The following is a 19,959-nucleotide window of genomic DNA, read 5'->3' as shown; positions in this document are numbered from 1 at the left end:
TCCATGTACGAACGAATACTCGTTCCCACGGACGGAAGCGACGTCGCGGAGGCGGCCGTCGACCACGCGCTCGACCTCGCGGAGAAGTACGACGCCGAGGTCCACGCGCTGTACGTCGTCGACATCGACTCCGTGAACTTCAGCCTCGGCACCGAACAGGTCGACCGGCTCAAACAGGGCCGGTTCGACGAGATGGAGGAGCTGAAAGAGCGGGCTGACGAGGCGACCGGCGTGGTCGCCGGGCACGGAGCCGACCGCGACGTTAGGGTCGTCGAACACGTCTCGGGCGGCCGGCCGCACAAAGTGATCGCCGACTACGCCGAGGACCACGGGATGGACCTCATCGTGATGGGGAGCCACGGTCGTGCCGGCGTCCGGCGTGCGCTCCTCGGGAGCGTCACGGAGCGCACGCTACGCTCGACGCACGTCCCCGTCCTCGTCGTCGACTACGCCGAGGAGGACTGAACCGCGCACTCGGCGGGAGTTCAGTCCCGAATCCGGGTATCGCCCCGTCTCACGTGTCGAACGCTGTCGCTCCCGGAACACCGATGTGGTCCGACCGACACGATCACCCATGACCGAGACCGAACCGACCGACGAACCGGACGAGGGGTCCGTCGTCGACCGCGTCCGATCGCACGTCAGCGAGAACCGGAGCGGCATGGTCTACGACCTCGTGTTCGCGGTGGTGTGGGTGACGCTCGTGTCCCTCCTCTACGATGTCGCGTTCGCGAGCACCCCGCAGTGGGTACTGTACATGTTCCTCGTCGCCGGGATCCCGGCGTACTTCGGCTTCGTCGTCTCGCTTGAGATGGCGAAGGCGCGACGGTAGCGCGCGCGTCCGGTTCAAGCCGCGTGGCGGATTTACCGCCCACCCGGACGGGTTCGAGGCCGAGTTCACGGACAAACCCCACCCTCAAAACGCCGAAGGCGTTTAGGGTGGGGTAGTTGACTCGTCGAGCGTCTCGGCAGACGCGTCGGAGCTCCCTTCCTCGTCCCCGGTCGCGACGGCGGCGTCCGCGTCCGGGTCGACCACGGCGTCCTCGGACTCGTCGATGACCCCCTCCGTCCACGTCCCGCGCAGGAACCACGCCGTGCCGAGGAAGAACGAGACGACCGCCGCCGTCGTGTACGCCCACCAGAGCCCCTCTACGCCCCATCCGAGTCCGGTGTAACCGATGTCGACGGCGGGAAGGGTCACGGGGCCGACGGCGAACCCGCCGAGGGTGACGCTCACGGCTCCGAACGCGAGCAGGGCCGCGACCGGGATACGGAAGATCCACCGCGAGAGTAGCGACAGCGCCATCGCCGCCTTCGTGTGACCCGCCCCACGGAACGCGCCCTGGATCACCATGAGGCCGCCGAAGAACGCCCACGAGAGCGCGACGATCCGGAGGAAGCCGATCCCCTCGGCGATCGTCGCCGGGTCGTCGACGAAGACGCCCATCGCGACCCCCGGGAAGGTCCAGACGAGCCCGCCGGCGACCGCGAGCAGTCCCATCGTGCCCGCGGTGGCAGCGCGCGTGACGGCGACGGCGCGGTCGGGCGTCCGCGCGCCAAGGTTCTGTCCCACGCCGGTCGCCGTAGCTTGGCCGACCGCGCCGGCGACGCCCCACGAGATCGACATCAGCCGGACGCCGATGCCGTAGGCGGCCGTGGCGGCCGGGCCGAACCGCGCGACGAGCGCGGCCATCGCGACCGCCGCGAACGACCGGGCCCACCCGTCGAGCGTCCCCGGGTAGCCCACGTCGATCAGCTTCCGAAGGATCGCCGGGTTCGGCCGGAGGTCGCGGACGTACAGCTTCACGCCCCAGTCGCCCCGGAGCAGGATCCAGACCCCGACCGCGGTCGCGAACAGGCGGGCGAGGAACGTCGCGATCGCGGCCCCCCGCGTCCCGAGCGCCGGGACCGGTCCCCACCCGAGGATGAAGACGGGGTCGATGACGATGTTGATCGCGGCGGAGATGGCGACGAGCCACATCGCGGTCCTCGTGTCGCCCGCGCCCTGGAGCGAGGCACGGAACGCGAAGAAGAGGAAGGTGAGCGGCAGGGTGAGGAAGATCACCTCGATGTACGCGAGCGACTCCGTGAACACCGCGTCGCGCGCGCCGATCCAGTAGAGCAGCCAGTGGCGTGTCGCGAAGCCGACGGCCGCGAGGACGACGGAGACGACGACCGCGAGCAGTACCGTCTGGGCGACCACCTCGTCGGCCCGGCGGTCCTCGCCCGCACCGACGTACTGGGAGACCAGGGCGATCGTCGCGGCGGTGAGTCCCATCGCGGTGGAGACGAACAGCCACGACAGCGGGAACATGAGCGAGACGGCGGCGACGGCGTCGGTGCTCACGCGCCCTACCCAGAACATGTCCGCGAGGTTGTACAGCGTCTGGAGGAGGTTGCCGAGCACGAGCGGCCACGCGAGGTCGAACAGCTTCGGGGAGATGGCTCCCGTCGTCATATCGACCCGGGCGTCGTCGTTTCCCACGGGGAGGTCTGCCCGGGTAGTGGGTCGCACCCGACCTAACGTTTCGGGAGCCGGCGGGACCGGAGGGGATCGGCGGACCGGGGTGGATCGGTGGACCGGACCGCACACGGGAAGCGGGGACGACGGAGCCATCGAGCGCTTCATCGACGGCGACACGTCGCAACTGTCTCATGGTTCGAACGGATAGGGCCGAGCATGTCATCGGAAACCGTGCCGGACGTGTTCCTCGTCCACTCCGGCATGGAGATCGGCTACGCGAACCCCGCGTTCCACACGCTCGTCGGGGTCGACTCCGAGGAGCAACTCGTCGGTACCGCGCTCACGGACTTCGTCACGTCCGACTACCACGCACCGCTTCGGGAGCACGTGGGACGCATCGAGGACGGCGAGGCACCGACCCTCGGATTTACGGTCGAGTTCCGGACGTCCACCGAGCACCCGCAACGCGCGATCCTGGTGAGTTCGTCGATCGAATGGGAGGGCACGGAACGGGTCCACACGTCGGTGCTCCCGATCGCCGGGAGGGACCCGAACGGCCGCCGGTTGCTCTACGACCGAGCGATGGACGAAGCGCCGATCGGTATCACGATCGCGGACCCCTCTCAGCCGGGCAACCCGCTCGTGTACGTCAACGACGGCTTCGTCGAACTCACCGGCTATCCGCGCGAGGAGACCCTGGGCCGGAACTGTCGGTTCCTCCAGGGAGAAGACACACGCGAGGAGCCAGTGGCACGGATGCGGGAGGCGATCGACGCCGAAGAGCCCGTCGCCGTCGAGTTACGGAACTACCGGCGGGACGGATCGATGTTCTGGAACCGCGTCACGGTCGTCCCGATCCGGAACGAGTCCGGCGCGGTCACGAACTGGCTCGGCTATCACCACGACGTTACCGCCGAGAAACGGTACGAACAGGACCTCTCGCTTTTCAAGCGACAGGCCGAAGCGACGGACAAAGCCGTTCTGATCACCGACCCCGAGGGAACGATCGAATACGTCAATCCCGCCTTCGAACGGCTGACCGGATACACGGCCGTCGAGGCGACGGGACGCGACCCCTCGATCCTCAACTCCGACCAGCAGGACGAGGAGTTCTACACGGAGCTGTGGGAGCAGATCACGGCCGGTGAGGTCTGGGAAGCGGAACTGACGAACCGGAGTAAACACGGCGAACTCTTCGAAGTCGAACAGAAGATCGTCCCCGTGACGGACGAAAACGGCGAGATAACGCACTTCGTCGGGATCGAACAAGACGTCACCGACCGGATGCTCACGACTCAAACGCTGGACGTCCTCAATCGCGTCCTGCGGCACAACCTACGGAACTCTCTCAACGTGATCGACGGGTACGCGGACCTGCTGGAGGACGAGGAGTTGGACCGCGAGGCTCGCCGGACGGCGATCGCTGCGATCCGAGAGCAGGCCGAATCGATGACGACCATCGCCGAGAAGACCGCGGAGATCCGCGACGTCTGGGATCGAAGCGACGCCGATCGGGGGTGGGGCCGCCTCGACGTCGAGTCCCTCGTCGAAACGTATCGGCGGCAGTATCCGGACGCGGAGGTCACCGGGACGATCGAAGGCGGGGAGATCCGGGTTCGAAACGTAGAGCTGTTCAAGAAGGCCATCGACGAGGCGGTCGAGAACGCGATCGACCACAACGATCGCTCGCCACCCGAAGTCGCGATCGCGGTCCGCCGGGAGCCGGACGCCAACCAACTGCGGATAACGGTCGCCGACAACGGTCCAGGGATCCCGGAGCTCGAACGGCAGGCGATCGAGTCGGGCGAGGAGACGGCGTTGAGTCACGGGCTCGGCATCGACCTGTGGGTGATGAAGTGGGTCTCCACGATGCTCGGAGGGGAGTTGACCTTCTCGGACAACGAGCCACGGGGGAGCGTGGTGACCTTCTTGCTACCGATCGGCGGCCGAACCGGCACGTAGCGGCTCGAGTGGTGACCTCGCTGTCCCGTGGATGGACGCCTCGTCGGTCTCCCGGAGACGGGTGCCGCGACCGCAAGGACGACGACCCGCCCCGGCGTCGGGGTCGACATGGACGACCGGGAACACGCGAGCGGCGGAGCACGCACCGACGGCGGAGGAGGAACCGACGACGCGGTCGCGGCGACGATAACCGAGCGGGCCGACGCGTACCGCGACCGGCTCTTCGACCTCCTCGCCCAGCCGAGCGTCTCGACGACGGGGGAGGGGATGGACGTGGCCCCCGGGCTCGTGGTCGACGTCCTCGCGGACGCCGGGCTCGACGCCGAGCGGATCGAGACCGAGCGGTACCCGCTGGTGTACGCGGAGCGCGGTCCCGTGGGCGGAGCGGGCGACGTTGCCGGGGCCGGAGACGACGCGCCGACCGTCCTGTTTTACGGCCACTACGACGTCCAGCCGCCGGGCGACGTCGACGCGTGGGAGTCGCCGGCGTTCGAGCCGACGGTCCGCGACGGCTCCATCTACGCCCGGGGGGCGGGCGACAACAAGGGCCAGTTCGCGGCCCACGCGTTCGCGGTCGACGCCCTGCTCTCAGCCGACGCGTTCCCGGACGTGACGGTGAAACTCCTGGTCGAGGGCGGCGAGGAGAGCGGCAGTGCGGGCCTCCGCGAGTACCTCCGGAGCCAGCCCGACGCGCTCGCCGACGTCGACCTCGTGTACGTCGCCGACGGGCCCCGACACGCGGTGGCGGGCGAGAACGGCGTCCGCGCGGGCGTGCCGACGCTGATGTACGGCAACCGCGGGGTCCTCTCGGTCCAGGTCGACCTCCGGACCGCGAACACGGACCTCCACTCGGGCAACTTCGGCGGCCCGATCCCGGGCGCGACGAACCGCCTCGTCGAACTCCTCGCGTCGATGCGGGCGGACGACGGCGACGGGGTCGCCGTCGACGGCTTCCACGACGGAACCGCGATCACCGACGCGGACCGCGAGCTCGTCGCAGCGATCCCCGACGACAGCGACGCGATCCGGCGCGAGCTCGACGTCGACCGGCTCGCCACCGCGGACCCCTACTACGAGCGACTCCTGACCCGGCCGACGATGACGATCAACGGGCTCTCCGGCGGCTATCAGGGCGAAGGGATGAAGACGGTCCTCCCGGCGAGGGCGTCGGCGAAGCTCGACTTCCGGCTCGTCCCGAACCAGGACCCGGACGCCGTCTTCGAGGCCGTTCGGAGCCACCTCCGCGAGCGTGAGCCGCGGGTCGAGGTGGCCAAACACGGCACCTTCCCGCCGATGAAGACGCCGGTGGACACGCCGATGGCCGTGCCGGTTCGGGAGTCGTTGGCGACGGTGTGGGACGAGGACGTGGTCGAACTGCCCGTGCTCGGCGGGAGCCTGCCGGCCGCCTACTTCCGCGAGGTGGAGGCGCTCGCGGACGTGCCCGTCCTCGTCGTCCCGTACGCCAACCACGACCAGGGGAACCACTCGCCGAACGAGCATCTCGACGTCGACTGCTTCGAGAACGGGATCCGGACGAGCGCGAGGGTTATCCGGTCGCTCGGCTCGCACTGACCCTCGGCTCGCACTGACCCCTACGCCACGCGGTTCTCGATCGTCCCGTAGTCGCCGGTCTCGGCGGCTCGTTCGAGGTTGGCTGCCACGATCTCCGCGAGCCGGGCGTAGTACTCGGGCGTGTGGCCGGCGTTGTGGGGCGTGATAGACACGTTGTCGAACCCCCACAGGTCGTGGTCTGGGGGGAGCGGTTCGGGGTCGGTGACGTCGAGTGCGGCCCCTCGGAGGCGGTTCGTCTGGACGGCTGACACCAGCGCGTCGGTGTCGACGATCGGACCGCGACCGACGTTCACGAGCACCGCGTCCGACGGGAGCGTCTCGAACTCCGCCTCGCCGACCAACCCCCTCGTCTCCGCCGTGAGCGGGGAGGCGATCACGAGGTAGTCGGTCCGTGAGAGCGCCTCGTGGAACGCGTCGTGGTCGAGCCCGATCACCTCGTCGGTCGGGCCGCCCTTGTCGGGGGTGTACCGGACGCCGATCGTCTCCACGCCGAACGGGGGCAACCGCCGGGCGACCTCCCGGCCGATCGCGCCGAGTCCGACGATCGTCACCGTGTCCCCCTTCAGCTCCCGCGACTGGTGGTGCCGCCACTCCCGTCCCTCGTGCTGCCGCCACGAGCGGTGGAAGTCGCGGGTGAAGACCAGGAGCTGTCCGAGGACGTACTCGGCGATGTTCGGGCCGTGGACGCCCGACCCGTTCGAGACGACGACGCCGCGGTCGGCGAGCGCCTCGAGCGGGAGGTGACCGGTTCCGGCGGAGGCACACGCGAAGTACTCCATCGCGTCCGCGGCCTCCAGGACCGCCGGCGGGAGCCGGTGGCCGGTCACCACCGGGGCCCGCTCAACGAGGTCCCGCTCTTCGGCCGGCGTCGCCGCCCGCGCCACCGTCCAGTCGGGGAGCCGCTTCCGCAACTCGCGTGCGTACTCCTCGGTGTCCATCCCGTGGGCGCTTCGTCGAAGCACGACCACGTCGGGGGCGTCGGTCATCGGAACTCACCACGAACGTCCGGGTCGGGTCCGGTCATGGCACCGAATGCGGGGCGTCGGGAATAACCGTTGTGTCGGCGGCGATTCATTTCTCGACGCGCGTGGACGCGGTCGCAGTGTCGCGGATGTACTCCCAGTCGTAGGTGACGCCCAGCCCGTCGCCGTCAGGAACCGGATACCGGCCGTCCTCCGCGGCGTCGAGTGTGTCCGTGTACGAGTCGTACACCGGCGGTTCGGAGTGTGGCGTCGGACACTCCGGGGCGACGAGGCCGAGTTCGTAGTAGTTCGTGTTCCGCGTGGCCGCCATACAGTGTCTCGACGCCGGGGACGCGAGGTGGTACTCGACGTCGAGGCCGAACCCCTCCGCGACGTGGGCGATCTTCATCGCCCCGGTGATCCCGCCGTCCAGGTCCGGGTCCGCGCGGACGAAGTCGGTGGCGTCGTTCGCGATGGCGTCGGCGTGCGGTTCGAGCCACCTCGTCTGTTCGGTCAAGAGTAACGGGGTGTCGAGCCGGTCGGCGAGCCGACGGTGAGCGTGTTGTGACTTCGACCCGTCGCGGTACGGGTCCTCGTACCAGTAGTAGCCGCCCCGGTCGAGTTCGCGACCGACCGCGAGCGCGTCGCCGTACGTCTCGTACTCGCACACGGGGTCGTGCATGAGGTCCATCTCGTCACCGACCCGCTCCGCGACGGCCCGAACCGTCTCGATCTCCCGCTCGATGTCGACTTCCTCGAACCCCCGCCACGTGTGGAGCTTGTACGCCGGGAACCCTCGGTCCCTCACGTCGGCCGCGAAGTCCGCGTAGGCGGTCGGCGTGTCCAGCCCCCCGTCCTCACTGCCCGCGTGCGTCGAGACGTAGGCCGGGAGCCGGGTGCGGTACGTTCCGAGCAGTTCGTGAACCGGGGCCCCGTGGTGCTTGCCGGCGAGGTCCCACAGCGCGATGTCGATCGGGCCGATGCCCGTCCCGTCGAACTTCCGGAGGGTCCGTTTCAGCACGTCCCAGATCCGCTCGCGCTCCAGCGCGTCCCGGCCGAGGAGCGTCCCCGCGCTGCTCCGGACCTGCGCCATTCCGGGCGCGGTTCCGCCGACGTACTCCCCGGTGACGCCCGCGTCGGTCTCGATACGGATCGCGTGCGTGGTCAGGTCGGTCCGCGCGCCGGGCTGGTACTGGAGGCCGGTTCCGAGCGGGTTCGGCGTGACGTGGTCGGCCGGGTACTCGAACGTGACGGTTTCGACCGCCGTGATAGTCGGTCCCATACTGGGACGAGACGGAACCGGAGTATAAACCCGCGCTCGTACCGGAGGACGGGGTCGGGTGTACACAACACTTATATTCCCGTTACGAGTGGGTTCGGGTGCGATGGCGACAGGTAAGGTCGACTTCTTCAACGACACCGGCGGTTACGGATTCATCGAGACTGACGACGCTGACGAGGACGTGTTCTTCCACATGGAGGACGTCGGCGGCCCGGACCTCGAGGAAGGCCAGGAGGTAGAGTTCGAGATCGAGGAGGCGGAGAAGGGTCCGCGCGCGAAGAACCTCACTCGACTGTAACCGACGGTTCGAGGACCGTCCGGACAGCTCCCGAAACGTGTCCCGCGTATATTACACCCGCCAGCGACCGCGCCGGGTGAGGTCCGCTCACGAACCGTCCCTCTCGCCGAACGGGAACGTCACGCCGGTCGCCTCGACCGAGTACTCCCAGAGCCTGCGGGCGTCCACGCGGTCGTAGGAAGCGTCGTTCGACCGGCCGACCGTCGGATGTCCGCGCATGTTCAAGAACCCGCCCGGTTCGACGTACGCGCCGCCGCCCACGTCGGCGGTCACAGCGTACAGCATCGGCTCCGCGCCGACCGCGGCGTCCTGGCCGAAGAGCGCGTTCGCGACGCGCATCCCGACTTTCCACAGGGGATTGCCGCTCTCGCGTGCGGTCCGTAGCTGGAGGTTCGTGTCCGCGTATCCCGGGTGGCAGGCGACGCTCCGAACGCCGAGGTCCTCGCCCGTGGACTCGGCGGTTTCGATCCGGCGCTGGAGTTCGTAGGCGAAGAGGAGGTTCGCGAGCTTGCTCCTGCCGTACGCCCTCCACTTGCCGTACGACTCCTCCCAGTTGAGATCGGAGAAGTCCATCTCGCCCTGCTCGTGCGCGCCCGACGACTGCGTGACGACGCGGGAGGTCCCACGAACCCCGTCGGCTGTGGACAGGAGGTCGAACAGCCGGCCGGTCAGCGCGAAGTGGCCGAGGTGGTTGACGCCGAACTGCGTCTCGAACCCGTCCGCGGTCTCGCTCCGCGGGACCGCCATGACGCCCGCGTTGTTACAGAGGACGTCGACCGCGTCGTACGCTCCCCGCACTCCCTCGGCGAACGCCTCCACCGAGTCGAGCGAGGCGAGGTCGCACTCGCGGACGTCGAGGTCGCCGTCGACTTCGCCCCCGGAGTCGGCGCGTATCTCGCGGACCGCCCGCTCGCCGCGTTCGACGCTCCGGCACGCCATCACGACGGTCGCGCCCCTGCTCGCGAACGCGCGGGTACCCTCGAATCCGAGCCCGCTGTTGGCCCCGGTCACCACGACCGTCTTCCCCTCGAGGTCGGGCATCTCAGCGGGAGTCCAGTCGGTCATATCCGATCGGAGTGGCGCCGGAAGGAGAAAGCTGTCGCCGGAGCGGTCGCCGGCTGGAGGGCGGTCGCCGGCTGGAGGGCGGTCGCCACCGAACCGGATCGGACCTCCTCGACGTCTCAGACCTCCTCGAAGTCCTCAATGGCCACGACGATCGAATCCCTCGACGGGACGTCGCGGACGCTGTAGCCGGTCGGATGGTGCGTGTCCTCGTACGGATACACCGCCGGTTGCGGGATCTCGTACTCCTCGGTTCCCGTGTGCCCCTTGAGGAACTCTTCGGTGATCATCGGCTCGACGAACGCCAGTTGCGGGTTCGACCCGAGCTCGTCCCCGTGGTCGTCGACGCCGACGAACCCCTGGATGAGCGTGTTCGAGAACGCGTCCGGATCGCCCGACTCGCCGGGTGCGCCGGGGAGTTCGGGCGCGTCGATCGGTGCCGTGTGCTCTCCCATGTCGGTGATGTACCGCTCCTCGGCCGCCACCGGCGGGGAGCGGGCGTAGCCCGCCGGGATCTGTGACTCCTCCAGCGCCGAGTCGATCGCGATCGGCACGCCGTCGTCGTTCCGATCGGTTATCTCGTCGTACGGGGGGAGTTGCGGGCCCTCGATGGCGTCGACCGTCTCCGTCTCGAGCGTGTTGAAGTGGATGTCGAAGTGCGGTTTCTCCCACGCCCCCACCCCGCCGGGGTGCCCGCCCGGGTTCCAGTTGAGGCCGAGGAAGGTGAACGGCGTCCCCTCGGCGTCCGGGAACGGGACGAAGAACTCGAGGGAGTTCTTGAAGTGGACCGTCAACGCCTCGCCGCTTTTACCGTACTTGTCGTCGTACGTGTCGTCGTCCTCGTCTCCGATGACGTCCCCCAACTCGTCGGCACTCGGCAACCCCTCCAGCGCCGACCGCTCGAACTCGACGCCGTGGTACTTCGGGTTCCCGGAGGGCGTCTCGGTGGTGAACGTCCGCACCTCGCCGTCCCCGAGGTCGACGCTGTCGCCGTACTCGGTGACCCCCTCGGGCGGGAACCCCTTCCCGCCGCCATCGTTTCCGCCGTCCTTCCCACCGGGGTCGTTCCCCGGCGCTCCAGCGACCATTCCCGACCCACCGACGAGGGCCGTTCCGGCGACCGCGGACCGGATGAACGCCCGTCGCCCGGTTCTCCCCCATCTATCCGACCCACCGTTCGTGCGTTCTTTTGACATGAATACTCCGTCGCGGCCCGGATACGATCGTGTATCCAGTTACCGCACAGCATACATCAGGATGTCTATAAGTTATGAATGTATCGCATAGCGTGAAAGTTAGATCCGCCAAAACGATCGTGGTGGCGTTCTCCAACGGGAACCCCGTGCTCGAGTACTGGATCGTCGGTTCTATCCGTACCCGGAAGACGATCCGGGACTCCATCGATCGAAAACGTTCGTTAAAGACTTATGTCACTCCTCGACGTATCATCGAGACGCAATGACGAAGGACATCCTGATGATCGTCGGCGACTTCGGCGAGGACTACGAGATCATGGTCCCGTTCCAGACCCTCCAGGCGGTCGGCCACCGCGTCGACGCGGTGTGCCCGGACAAGGAGGAAGGCGACACGGTCAAGACCGCGATCCACGACTTCCGCGGCGACCAGACGTACCTCGAGGAGCGCGGGCACGACTTCGCGTTGACCGCGACGATGGACGACGTCGACCCCGCCGACTACGACGCGCTCGTGGTCCCGGGGGGCCGCGCGCCCGAGTACCTCCGGACCCACGAGGAGGTGATCGAGGCGGTCCGTCACTTCTTCGAGGCGGAGAAGCCGGTTGCCGCCGTGTGCCACGGCCCGCAGATCCTCGCGGCCGCGGGCGTCCTCGACGGGTACGAGATGACCGCGTACCCGGCGGTCCGTCCCGAGGTCGAGGCCGCCGGCTGTTCGTGGGTCGACGGGGTCGTCCGCGACGGCAACCTCGTCACGGGCCAGGCGTGGCCGGACCACCCGGAGTGGCTCGCCGAGTTCATGGACCTCCTCGGCGACGAGGTCACACACGGCGACCCGATGGCGACTGCCGACGACTGACCGCCCGACACCCTCGACCGCCCGCGTTCTCCCGTCTGACGGGCCACAACTAAGACCCCTCGACACCGATATCCGATACGCATGAGTGCCCCCGACACCGACGCCGAGGAACCGCACCTGTACGTCGTCCGAAACGAGCCGAACCCCGACCGGGAGTACCACTGCGACGCGCTGGCGTCGTGGTTCCCCGACGCCACGGAGGTGGACTTCGTCGCGGGCGACCGCGTCCCGCTCGAGGAGGCCGACGGCGTCGTCCTCACCGGGAGCACCGCGGGCGTCTACGAGGCCGACGACCGCCCGTGGATCGGCGAGGCGGAGGAGCTGGTCCGCGAGCTCGTCGACCGGGGGATCCCGACGCTCGGCGTCTGTTTCGGCCACCAGGTGGTGAACTCGGCGCTCGGCGGGACCGTCGAGAAGGTCGGGACGACCCACGCGCTCGTCGAGGCCGACCTCGGCGACGACCCGATCTTCGACGGGGTCGCCCCGGTCGTCGTCGCCCTCCACGGCGACGCGGTCACCGAACTCGGCGACGGGTTGGAGGTCATCGCCTCGGCCGACCACGCCCGGATATTCGGCACCCGCCACCGGAGCGCGCCGCTGTGGACCGTCCAGTTCCATCCCGAGATCGAGGCCGAACACCGCGAGGCGATCCGCGAGGGCGGCGGCTGGGACGAACGGGGGTTCTCCTTCGCGGACGTCACGCCGGGTCGGGTGTTCGAGAACTTCGAACAGCTCGTCGCGGAACGGATGGCCACCCGGGGGTCCAGGTCGACCGAGGCCGTCGGGACGGCGGAATAGGTCGGGACAACGGAAACGGCGGAATTGGTCGGACGGTGACCGCGGAGTAGGTCGGCGGTATCAGGAGAGGAAGCGGTCGCTGACGTCCTCGTCGGGCACCATACACTGGTCTTTTCGCCCGAACCAGTCGTACCGGTTGTCCGCGACGAACTCGTACAGTCGGTCACGGACCCGCCGGGGGAGCGCCCGCCCGACCCTCGCGATCCGGTAGGGCCAGCCGAGTAGCTCCGCGATCCGGATCACTGCGCCCGACTTGGTGTAGGTCCGATCGCCCTCGACGAGGACGAACGAGTCGAACTCCTCGGTCGGGAAGTCGTGTCGCTCCAACAGCGCCTGGCCGGCCGGCGACTGTAACGCGGCGTACTTGAGCCGTCCCTCCGGGTCGCGCGGGATCAGGAACTGGATGACCCCGTTACAGAGGTTACACACCCCGTCGAAGAGGACGACCGGGCTCTCGGGCGGGTCCGCGGGGTCACCCGTAGGCTCCTCGAGGTCATCCGCAGGCTCCTCGGGGCCACCCGTAGGCTCCTCGGGTCCCGTCGCCGTCCCGGACACCATCTCAGCTCACCCCCACGACCCGCCGGCGACGCGGGACCGTCGCGTCCCCCCCGAGTCGCCCGGTCGTCTCGCCTTCTGTGGGGTGATCGCCGGGCCGTCGCCGGCCGGTCTCCAACGAGCGGATCATACCCAGAATCGTCGGCGCGGGGGAAAATACCTTCTGGCCGTCCCGCCTCCGACGCTTCCTCACGTGGCGAACTTCCGTTCGAGGAACGTGACGAGGAGGTACGCGGCGAGCCGCTCCGTCCCCTCGGTGGCATCGTACCGCGGGGCGACCTCCATCAGGTCGACGGCCCCGACCGCGTCGTGCGCGCCGAGCACCTCCATCGTCTCCAGCGCCTCCCCGGACGTCAGCCCACCCGGACACGGCGTGCCGGTGCCGGGCGCGACCCCCGGATCGACGGCGTCGATGTCGAAGGTGACGTACACCGCGTCGGTGTCCGCTGTGGCGGCCTCGACCGCGTCGGCGACGACCGGCCCGATCCCGCGTTCCTCGACGTCGCGCATGGTGTACAGGTTCAGCCCCGTCTCCTCGGCGAACTCGAAGAAGCCGGGCGACTCGTAGCCACGGATCCCGACCTGGCTCACCGAGTCGTACTCGACGCCCGGCAGCTCCGCGATCCGGGCGGTGCTCGACCCGTGGAAGTCGGTGCCGAAGACGGGGCTCTCGGCGACCGTGTCGGTGTGGGCGTCGATCTGGACGAAGCCGACGCGGTCGTGGTCCGACCCCTCGAGGAAGCCGCGGAACGCGGGGAACGTACAGTAGTGATCGCCGCCGATCATCACTGGGAACGCCCGGGCAGCGAGCGTCGCAGTGTGGGCGGTGACGCTCTTGGCGGTCGCCTCGTGGTCCATCGGGAAGACGGGAGCGTCGCCCACGTCCGCGACGGTGAACGCGTCGAAGTCGACCCCCTCGCCGGTCCGCATGTTCGTCAGCGCGCCCTTGTACTCGGAGAGGTACGCCCACCACGCGCTCGCCTCGCGGACCGCGCCGGGACCGTACCGCGCGCCCGGCCGGTTGGAGACCGCCCCGTCGTAGGGGACGCCGAAGACCGCGACGTCGACGTCGTCGAGGTCGCCCGGATCGCGCGGTTCGCCCTTGAGGAACGTGTCGATCCCCGCGTAGGCCATCTCGACGTCCGCGCCCGGCGTCGACTCGCGGAACGCGGCCGCCCTGTTCTCCGGAGCGCCGGTCTCGGGGTCGGTCACGCTCGGACCCCCGCGGCTGCGTCGCTCGTCGTGTCGCTCCGGACGGTCTCGATCGGGTGGTGTGTCTGAGTCGTCATGTGTTGTGTATCTCGACGTATCGTGTCGGATCCTGTAACTGGCGGCTCGCGTAGGCAGTCGCGTCGTCCCCAATTAAACGTTCGCGCCGGTCGTCCGGAATGCCCCTAATCGCCGTTCATCCCTTCCTTCGTTCCTTCGCTGTCTCCCGAATTCACTTGTGGAAACACTTCGTTTCCGGAATCGTCCGAAAACTCACGCACCTGTGGGAGCCCGCTCGAGGATTTCGAAGATATCGACTGCTTTGTACTCCCGATTGCGCTGTTGGCCAGTCACCTCGACAACCAAGCCCTCTGCTTCGACTTCTTCGATCGCGTTGTAGGCAGTCTGTCGGCTCACATCGAATCGCTCCGTGATGTCGTTCGCAGTGAAGTACGGAAGCTCGAACAGATCTCGCGCGAGCTTGTGACTCGTCTTTTGACCCGGATATTGCGTTTCGTACTCTCGGCGCAGTTCGATCAGTTCGAACGTCCGCTCGTAGGAATCACGGGCTTGTTCTGTAATGCCTTCAATAAAGAACGCGATCCAGTCATACCAGTTGCCCTCCTCGCTGACCGCCCGCATCTTTTCAACGTACTCCCGCTTGTTCCGATTAAAGTAGGCGCTCGGGTAGAGGTATGGGTCGGACAGGTAGCCGGCTTCATGTAATTGTAACACGATCAAGATGCGTCCAAGGCGTCCATTGCCATCCGAACAGGGGTGAATCGTCTCGAACTGGTAGTGGGTGATCGCCAGGTCGACTAACGGGTGATACTCACCCCCCATTCGAATGTACGCTTCAAGCGATTCCATCAATCCCGAGACGCTGTCCGCTGGTGGCGGAACAAACGGTGGTTGACTTCGACGTGGTGACGGGATATGGACATCACTGTCTCGCCACTCTCCGACGATTTCGCCTTCGTTCCGAACCCCTTCGAGAAGTGTTTCGTGTAGGGATCTGAGTAGTGCTAACGAGATCGACTCGTCGCCTTTGATCGCATCAAAGCCGTCTCTGAGGGCTTGTTCGGCGTTGAGAACTTCTTGTAAGTCACGACTCACACTCCCGGCGTCACCGGACTTGCTCCGTGTGTGGTACGCGTATACCTCATCCATCTCGACGTCCGCCCCCTCAATTTCGGCAGTTTCGACGGCTTCGAGTCTGAGAAGCGACGTGTACAACACCGGCGAGAAATCGACTGTCGGACTTATTCCGTCAATGCGTCCGAGTTGAAACGTTGCGTCCGATATCGTCGATGTGAGTTCGCCATCGATCTCGATCGGGGATGAGACGGGCAATTTCTCCGGAATGTAGTAGGGGCGTGGATGGGACTGCCGATAGTGCCCCGGCGCCTCCGAAGGCAGATCTCGAGTTCTCATTTTGAATTAGATCGTGTGTGACGCATCTTAATCATATTGGATATAAACTAGTTTGAATAGTGGGGTCGGACGCGACGCTGTGTATACCTACTGCCGTCGATCTTGGACGCGAGAACGTCGTGAACTGTTGCGGTGGTCAAGCCCCGAGGCAGCTCACCGGACTTCGATTTCGTTACTCCCGAAGCGCGACCGTCTCCGGCTCGAACCCCTCGTCGTCTCCCCGCCAGCGCCAGGACCCGACGAACGGGTGACCGTCCAGCGCGCAGATGACGTACGAGCGGTCCGTCCACGTCGCGCGGTCGACGTCGGTCTCGCTCGGTCGCGCCGGTCCCCCGGGGTGTGAGTGATAGAAGCCGACGACCTCGAGGCTATCGTCCTCGACCGACTCGACGACCGCGAACAGCTCCTCCGGGTCGATCCGGTAACGCGTCTCCGGGCGCTCGGCGACGTTGTCGGTCGGGCGCGCCTCGACGACGACGTCGTGGTCCCGATCGGCGGCTCCGTCCACGGGCGTTCCCGCCAACACGCCGCACACCTCGGCCGGGTCACCGCCACGGGCGTGGTCGACCACGGCGTCGTAGGCAGGGCGGGTGAACTCGATCACGGCCGTGATCACGCTGTAGGGACGCATAAACCTCTCCGCCGGGTCCGGCGGATGGGGGTCGGATCGATCGGTCTCTACTTTCACCTCGCTGCCGGTTCGTTTTTATTCCCCTCGGCGAAAGGTACGCTCACCGAATGACGTCCTTCCAGTCGAGCCTCGGCGAGGACGAGGGGATCGCGGAGGAGTTGGCCGAGAGCCAGCGCGAGATCTCCATCGCCGAGTTCTTCGAGAAGAACAAACACATGCTCGGGTTCGACTCGGGCGCTCGCGGGCTCGTCACCGCCGTCAAGGAGGCGGTCGACAACGCCCTCGACGCGACCGAGGAGGCCGGGATCCTCCCCGACATCTACGTCGAGATCACTGAGGTCGGCGACTACTACCGGCTCGTGATCGAGGACAACGGGCCGGGGATCACCAAAGAGCAGCTCCCGAAAGTGTTCGGAAAGCTTCTGTATGGTAGTCGGTTTCATGCCAGAGTGCAGTCACGTGGCCAGCAAGGTATCGGCATCTCGGCGGCCGTCCTGTACTCTCAGTTGACTTCCGGCCAGCCGGCGAGGATCACCTCGCGTCCGAAGGGGCAGTCGGACGCGCAGTACTTCGAGCTGATCATCGACACCGACACCAACGAACCGGAGATCAGCGTCGACGAGACCACCACCTGGGACCGCCCGCACGGCACCCGGATCGAGTTGGAGATGGAGGCGAACATGCGGGCGCGCTCCCAGCTCCACGACTACGTGAAACACACCGCCGTCGTCAACCCGCACGCCCGGATCGAGTTGCGGGAGCCCGGCCTCGAGGGGCCGATGAAGTTCGAGCGCGCGACCGACGAGCTACCGGCGGAGACGACGGAGATCCGGCCGCACCCGCACGGCGTCGAGCTGGGCGCGCTGATCAAGATGCTGGAGGCGACGGAGTCCTACTCGATCTCGGGGTTCCTCCAGGAGGAGTTCACGCGCGTCGGCAAGAAGACCGCCGACAACGTGATCGACGAGTTCCGCGACGTGTACTACGGGCGCGAACTGTCGTGGTCGCCGCCGCGCGCACACGACGACCGCGACGTCGCGGACGCGGTCGCGGACGCGGTCGCCAACAAGGGCGCGACGGCGACGGCCGCCTTTTCCGAGGGGATCGCGGAGACGGTCGCCGGGGGCGACCGGCTCTCGCGGTCCGAACTCGCGAGCATCGTCGACGACGTCGCGGAGACGGTCGCTGGCGACACGGGGAAGACGTTCGGCAGGACCGTCCGCGGCAACGCGGTCGACGCCGCATGGCGGGCGATCACCGGGGTCGGCGGCGACGGCGACGGAACCGGCGAAACGGGCGACGACGAGGACTCCGCGGGGAGTGATCCGGGCGAGCCGCCGCTCGTCCCCGACGTCTACGCCCTGGTCGACGACGCCACGTCGACGCGGAAGGACGACGCCGTGGTGCGGGCGATGGCCGAGGCGCTCGCGCGTCGGTTCGAGGACCTCGACGGCGACGCGTTCCGGATCACCCGCGACGACCTCGAGCGGCTCGTCGCGGACGCGGCGAGCTTCGTCGCCGAACAGCACGACGCGACGTTCGGCGAGACCGCCCGCGGGAACGTCGTCGACGCGGTCTGGTCGCGGGCGCGGACCGTCCCGGACGACCCGCCGAAGGTGCGGGACGTGGCGGGCGACCGCGACACCGCGGCCGACCTGCTGGAGGCGATGCGGGCGACCGACATCCTCGCGCCGCCGACGGACTGTCTCGCGCCGATCACGGCCGAACTGGTTGAGGCCGGGCTCCGAAAGGAGTACGACGCCGACTTCTACGCGGCCGCGACGCGGGACGCGGAGGTCCACGGGGGCGACCCGTTCATCGTCGAGGCCGGGATCGCCTACGGGGGAGCGATCCCCGCGGAGGGCTCCGTCGAACTGCTCCGGTTCGCGAACCGCGTCCCGCTCGTCTACCAGCGCGGGGCGTGTGCGACCACCGACGTGATCAAGTCGATCGGCTGGCGCAACTACGGGCTCGACCAGCCCGGCGGATCGGGGATGCCGAACGGCCCCGCGGTGATATCGATCCACGTCGCGTCGACGAACGTGCCGTTCACGAGCGAGTCGAAGGACGCGCTCGCGAACGTCCCCGCGATCGAAGACGAGATCGAACTCGCGGTCCGCGAGGCGGCGCGCGAGCTGAAGTCGTACCTCAACAAGCGGCGGTCGATGCAACAGCGCCGGGAGAAACAGGACGTCCTCGGTAAGATCCTCCCGGAGATGGCCGACAAGGTCTCGGAGGTGACCGGCCGGCCGCGCCCCGACATCGACGGCGCGCTGGCGCGGATCATGAACAACGTGAGCGTCGAGCGCGAACGCGACGACGGGACGGTCCGGCTCGTCGTCGAGAACCACTCGGACGTGAACGAGACCCTGGAGATCACGGACATCGTCTCGGCGGAGCCCACGGACCTCTCCGATGGCACCGTCGTCGACATGGACGGCGAGTGGTTCGTCCAGTGGAAGCCCGAGGTCCCCTCGGGCGACGAGCGAGAACTGACGTACACGGTCGCCGACGACGCCGAGTTCGAGGTCAGCGTCGGCGGCGTGGAGACGGAGAAACTCACGGTGAACGCGTAAATGACGACCGAAAGCGACGCACGAGACGAGCTGATCGACCTGGCTGCGGACTTCTACGACCAGTTCGCAGCCGGGCGGATCCCGGAGTTGGAGCTCCCGACCCGGACGAAGAGCAACATCGAGTACGACACCGAAAGCGGCGTCTGGACCTACGGCGACCGCACGTCGGTCCGGAGTGCCAACTCGGTCAACGGCGCGCGGAAGCTGTTGAAGGCGGCGTTCACCATCGAGTTCCTCGCTGACCAGCTCGACGACGACCGCTCCTCGACACTGCGTGAGCTGTACTACCTCTCGGAGTCGTGGGACAACGACGAGGCGCAGTTCAACAGCCAGGACGAGTCGAACGACCTCGTCGAGGACCTCGAGATCGTCACGGGCGTCACCCGCGAGGACTTCCACATGCGCCCGGAGGAGTCCGGCGCGAAGGTGATGGGCCCGTTGCGGATCCGCGAACAGACCAACCGCGGCGACCGCGACATCCACTGCCAGCTCGACGTCGGGCAGGGCGGCTACCAGATCCCCAACAACCCCGACACCATCGAGTTCCTCGAGAACGACGCGGAGTTCGTCCTCTGCGTCGAGACCGGCGGGATGCGCGACCGGCTCGTGGAGAACGGTTTCGACGAGGAACACGACGCGCTGGTCGTCCACTTGGGCGGCCAGCCCGCCCGCGCCACGCGTCGGCTGACGAAGCGCTTCCGCGACGAGCTCGACCTCCCCGTGGTCGTCTTCACCGACGGCGACCCCTGGTCGTACCGGATCTACGGCTCCGTCGCGTACGGGTCGATCAAGTCCGCGCACCTCTCGAAGTACCTCGCGACGCCGGAGGCGCGGTTCATCGGGATCCAGCCGGCGGACATCGTCGAGTACGACCTCCCGTCGGACCCCCTCTCCGACTCCGACGTCAACGCCCTCGAGTCCGAGCTCGAGGACCCACGGTTCCAGACCGACTACTGGGAGGAACAGATCGAACTCCAGCTCGACATCGGCAAGAAGTCCGAACAGCAGTCGCTCGCGAGCCGCGGGCTCGACTTCGTCACCGACACCTACCTCCCCGAGCGGCTCGACGAGATGGGCGTATTATAAGCCGCCGGGGCGGGAA

The 19,959-nt window shown here is 67.7% G+C and carries 19 protein-coding genes and 1 pseudogene; 10 read left to right on the top strand and 10 right to left on the bottom strand.

Annotation, left to right across the window (positions count from 1 at the left end; translation table 11 throughout):
* Positions 1-3: 3 nt before the first annotated feature.
* The 3 genes and pseudogenes from DQW50_RS06540 to DQW50_RS18840 all read left to right on the top strand — a co-directional run.
* Positions 4-465 carry a universal stress protein gene (locus DQW50_RS06540; RefSeq protein ID WP_112078487.1) on the top strand — a complete coding sequence of 154 codons (462 nt, stop codon included), beginning with the start codon at positions 4-6 and terminating at the stop codon, positions 463-465.
* A 109-nt stretch (positions 466-574) separates the two neighbouring features.
* The gene (locus DQW50_RS06535) at positions 575-832 is read left to right on the top strand and encodes a hypothetical protein (protein WP_112078486.1); all 258 of its coding nucleotides are present in this window, start codon (positions 575-577) and stop codon (positions 830-832) included.
* Positions 833-851: 19 nt separating this feature from the next.
* Positions 852-938: pseudogene (locus tag DQW50_RS18840) on the top strand (transposase); the annotation flags it as partial.
* On the opposite strand, the gene DQW50_RS06525 reads toward DQW50_RS18840, so the two are convergent.
* On the bottom strand, positions 935-2,458 hold the full coding sequence (locus tag DQW50_RS06525; RefSeq protein WP_112078583.1) for an MATE family efflux transporter: 1,524 nt from the start codon (positions 2,456-2,458) through the stop codon (positions 935-937). The pseudogene DQW50_RS18840 and the gene DQW50_RS06525 overlap by 4 nt on opposite strands.
* Before the next feature lie 222 nt (positions 2,459-2,680).
* Here DQW50_RS06525 and DQW50_RS06520 point away from each other — a divergent pair, with 222 nt between their 5' ends.
* A complete protein-coding gene (locus DQW50_RS06520; RefSeq protein ID WP_112078485.1) occupies positions 2,681-4,426 on the top strand; it encodes a PAS domain-containing protein in 1,746 nt (581 codons plus the stop codon).
* A gap of 27 nt (positions 4,427-4,453) precedes the next feature.
* The gene (locus DQW50_RS06515) at positions 4,454-5,998 is read left to right on the top strand and encodes a M20/M25/M40 family metallo-hydrolase (protein WP_198664624.1); all 1,545 of its coding nucleotides are present in this window, start codon (positions 4,454-4,456) and stop codon (positions 5,996-5,998) included.
* 20 nt (positions 5,999-6,018) lie between these two features.
* On the opposite strand, the gene DQW50_RS06510 is transcribed toward DQW50_RS06515, so the two are convergent.
* Positions 6,019-6,984, bottom strand: coding sequence for a D-2-hydroxyacid dehydrogenase (locus DQW50_RS06510; RefSeq protein WP_112078484.1), 966 nt, complete (start codon positions 6,982-6,984; stop codon positions 6,019-6,021).
* An 85-nt stretch (positions 6,985-7,069) separates the two neighbouring features.
* The gene (locus tag DQW50_RS06505; protein ID WP_112078483.1) at positions 7,070-8,242 is read right to left on the bottom strand and encodes an enolase C-terminal domain-like protein; all 1,173 of its coding nucleotides are present in this window, start codon (positions 8,240-8,242) and stop codon (positions 7,070-7,072) included.
* Positions 8,243-8,345: 103 nt separating this feature from the next.
* Between DQW50_RS06505 and DQW50_RS06500 the strand changes: the two genes are divergently transcribed.
* Complete coding sequence (locus DQW50_RS06500; protein WP_112078482.1) at positions 8,346-8,540, top strand: cold-shock protein; 195 nt, start codon at positions 8,346-8,348, stop codon at positions 8,538-8,540.
* Between the two features lie 87 nt (positions 8,541-8,627).
* On the opposite strand, the gene DQW50_RS06495 is transcribed toward DQW50_RS06500, so the two are convergent.
* Both DQW50_RS06495 and DQW50_RS06490 read right to left on the bottom strand, forming a co-directional pair.
* The gene (locus DQW50_RS06495) at positions 8,628-9,605 is read right to left on the bottom strand and encodes an oxidoreductase (RefSeq protein ID WP_112078481.1); all 978 of its coding nucleotides are present in this window, start codon (positions 9,603-9,605) and stop codon (positions 8,628-8,630) included.
* Between the two features lie 116 nt (positions 9,606-9,721).
* On the bottom strand, positions 9,722-10,798 hold the full coding sequence (locus tag DQW50_RS06490; RefSeq protein ID WP_112078480.1) for a hypothetical protein: 1,077 nt from the start codon (positions 10,796-10,798) through the stop codon (positions 9,722-9,724).
* 262 nt (positions 10,799-11,060) lie between these two features.
* Here DQW50_RS06490 and DQW50_RS06485 point away from each other — a divergent pair, with 262 nt between their 5' ends.
* Together DQW50_RS06485 and DQW50_RS06480 are read left to right on the top strand one after the other, a co-directional pair.
* Positions 11,061-11,654 (top strand): DJ-1/PfpI family protein, encoded by a 594-nt coding sequence (locus DQW50_RS06485; protein WP_112078479.1) that lies wholly within the window; start codon positions 11,061-11,063, stop codon positions 11,652-11,654.
* An 81-nt stretch (positions 11,655-11,735) separates the two neighbouring features.
* A complete protein-coding gene (locus DQW50_RS06480; protein WP_112078478.1) occupies positions 11,736-12,452 on the top strand; it encodes a type 1 glutamine amidotransferase in 717 nt (238 codons plus the stop codon).
* A gap of 60 nt (positions 12,453-12,512) precedes the next feature.
* Here DQW50_RS06480 and DQW50_RS06475 read toward each other — a convergent pair whose 3' ends face one another.
* From DQW50_RS06475 to DQW50_RS06460, 5 genes are all read right to left on the bottom strand, one after another.
* Entirely contained in the window at positions 12,513-13,010 is a 498-nt protein-coding gene (locus DQW50_RS06475; protein WP_112078477.1) for a thiol-disulfide oxidoreductase DCC family protein, read from the bottom strand.
* Between the two features lies 1 nt (position 13,011).
* Positions 13,012-13,137, bottom strand: a complete 126-nt coding sequence (locus DQW50_RS18610; RefSeq protein WP_255417622.1) for a hypothetical protein — start codon at positions 13,135-13,137, stop codon at positions 13,012-13,014.
* 59 nt (positions 13,138-13,196) lie between these two features.
* A complete protein-coding gene (locus DQW50_RS06470; protein WP_112078581.1) occupies positions 13,197-14,141 on the bottom strand; it encodes an agmatinase family protein in 945 nt (314 codons plus the stop codon).
* Positions 14,142-14,489: 348 nt separating this feature from the next.
* Positions 14,490-15,650, bottom strand: a complete 1,161-nt coding sequence (locus tag DQW50_RS06465; RefSeq protein WP_112078476.1) for a Fic family protein — start codon at positions 15,648-15,650, stop codon at positions 14,490-14,492.
* 172 nt (positions 15,651-15,822) lie between these two features.
* On the bottom strand, positions 15,823-16,254 hold the full coding sequence (locus tag DQW50_RS06460) for a desampylase (RefSeq protein ID WP_112078475.1): 432 nt from the start codon (positions 16,252-16,254) through the stop codon (positions 15,823-15,825).
* Positions 16,255-16,388: 134 nt separating this feature from the next.
* Here DQW50_RS06460 and DQW50_RS06455 point away from each other — a divergent pair, with 134 nt between their 5' ends.
* Entirely contained in the window at positions 16,389-18,857 is a 2,469-nt protein-coding gene (locus tag DQW50_RS06455; protein ID WP_112078474.1) for a DNA topoisomerase VI subunit B, read from the top strand.
* Positions 18,858-19,943 (top strand): DNA topoisomerase IV subunit A, encoded by a 1,086-nt coding sequence (locus DQW50_RS06450; protein ID WP_112078473.1) that lies wholly within the window; start codon positions 18,858-18,860, stop codon positions 19,941-19,943.
* Positions 19,944-19,959 lie beyond the last annotated feature (16 nt).

The organism is Halorubrum sp. 48-1-W (assembly GCF_003287355.1).
In the GTDB taxonomy this organism is placed as follows: domain Archaea; phylum Halobacteriota; class Halobacteria; order Halobacteriales; family Haloferacaceae; genus Halorubrum.
This window is presented reverse-complemented; position numbering and strand designations above follow the sequence as displayed.

What these genes read in the sequence shown, in the direction of transcription:
- DQW50_RS06480 (WP_112078478.1), top strand. Translation starts at nt 11,736, where the DNA reads ATGAGTGCCCCCGACACCGACGCCGAGGAACCGCACCTGTACGTCGTC.
- DQW50_RS06540 (WP_112078487.1), top strand. Translation starts at nt 4, where the DNA reads ATGTACGAACGAATACTCGTTCCCACGGACGGAAGCGACGTCGCGGAG.
- DQW50_RS06500 (WP_112078482.1), top strand. Translation starts at nt 8,346, where the DNA reads ATGGCGACAGGTAAGGTCGACTTCTTCAACGACACCGGCGGTTACGGA.
- DQW50_RS06465 (WP_112078476.1), bottom strand. Translation starts at nt 15,650, where the DNA reads ATGAGAACTCGAGATCTGCCTTCGGAGGCGCCGGGGCACTATCGGCAG.
- DQW50_RS06535 (WP_112078486.1), top strand. Translation starts at nt 575, where the DNA reads ATGACCGAGACCGAACCGACCGACGAACCGGACGAGGGGTCCGTCGTC.
- DQW50_RS06510 (WP_112078484.1), bottom strand. Translation starts at nt 6,984, where the DNA reads ATGACCGACGCCCCCGACGTGGTCGTGCTTCGACGAAGCGCCCACGGG.
- DQW50_RS06525 (WP_112078583.1), bottom strand. Translation starts at nt 2,458, where the DNA reads ATGACGACGGGAGCCATCTCCCCGAAGCTGTTCGACCTCGCGTGGCCG.
- DQW50_RS06520 (WP_112078485.1), top strand. Translation starts at nt 2,681, where the DNA reads ATGTCATCGGAAACCGTGCCGGACGTGTTCCTCGTCCACTCCGGCATG.
- DQW50_RS06490 (WP_112078480.1), bottom strand. Translation starts at nt 10,798, where the DNA reads ATGTCAAAAGAACGCACGAACGGTGGGTCGGATAGATGGGGGAGAACC.
- DQW50_RS06475 (WP_112078477.1), bottom strand. Translation starts at nt 13,010, where the DNA reads ATGGTGTCCGGGACGGCGACGGGACCCGAGGAGCCTACGGGTGGCCCC.
- DQW50_RS06505 (WP_112078483.1), bottom strand. Translation starts at nt 8,242, where the DNA reads ATGGGACCGACTATCACGGCGGTCGAAACCGTCACGTTCGAGTACCCG.
- DQW50_RS06485 (WP_112078479.1), top strand. Translation starts at nt 11,061, where the DNA reads ATGACGAAGGACATCCTGATGATCGTCGGCGACTTCGGCGAGGACTAC.
- DQW50_RS06450 (WP_112078473.1), top strand. Translation starts at nt 18,858, where the DNA reads ATGACGACCGAAAGCGACGCACGAGACGAGCTGATCGACCTGGCTGCG.
- DQW50_RS18610 (WP_255417622.1), bottom strand. Translation starts at nt 13,137, where the DNA reads ATGATCCGCTCGTTGGAGACCGGCCGGCGACGGCCCGGCGATCACCCC.
- DQW50_RS06455 (WP_112078474.1), top strand. Translation starts at nt 16,389, where the DNA reads ATGACGTCCTTCCAGTCGAGCCTCGGCGAGGACGAGGGGATCGCGGAG.
- DQW50_RS06470 (WP_112078581.1), bottom strand. Translation starts at nt 14,141, where the DNA reads ATGGCCTACGCGGGGATCGACACGTTCCTCAAGGGCGAACCGCGCGAT.
- DQW50_RS06495 (WP_112078481.1), bottom strand. Translation starts at nt 9,605, where the DNA reads ATGACCGACTGGACTCCCGCTGAGATGCCCGACCTCGAGGGGAAGACG.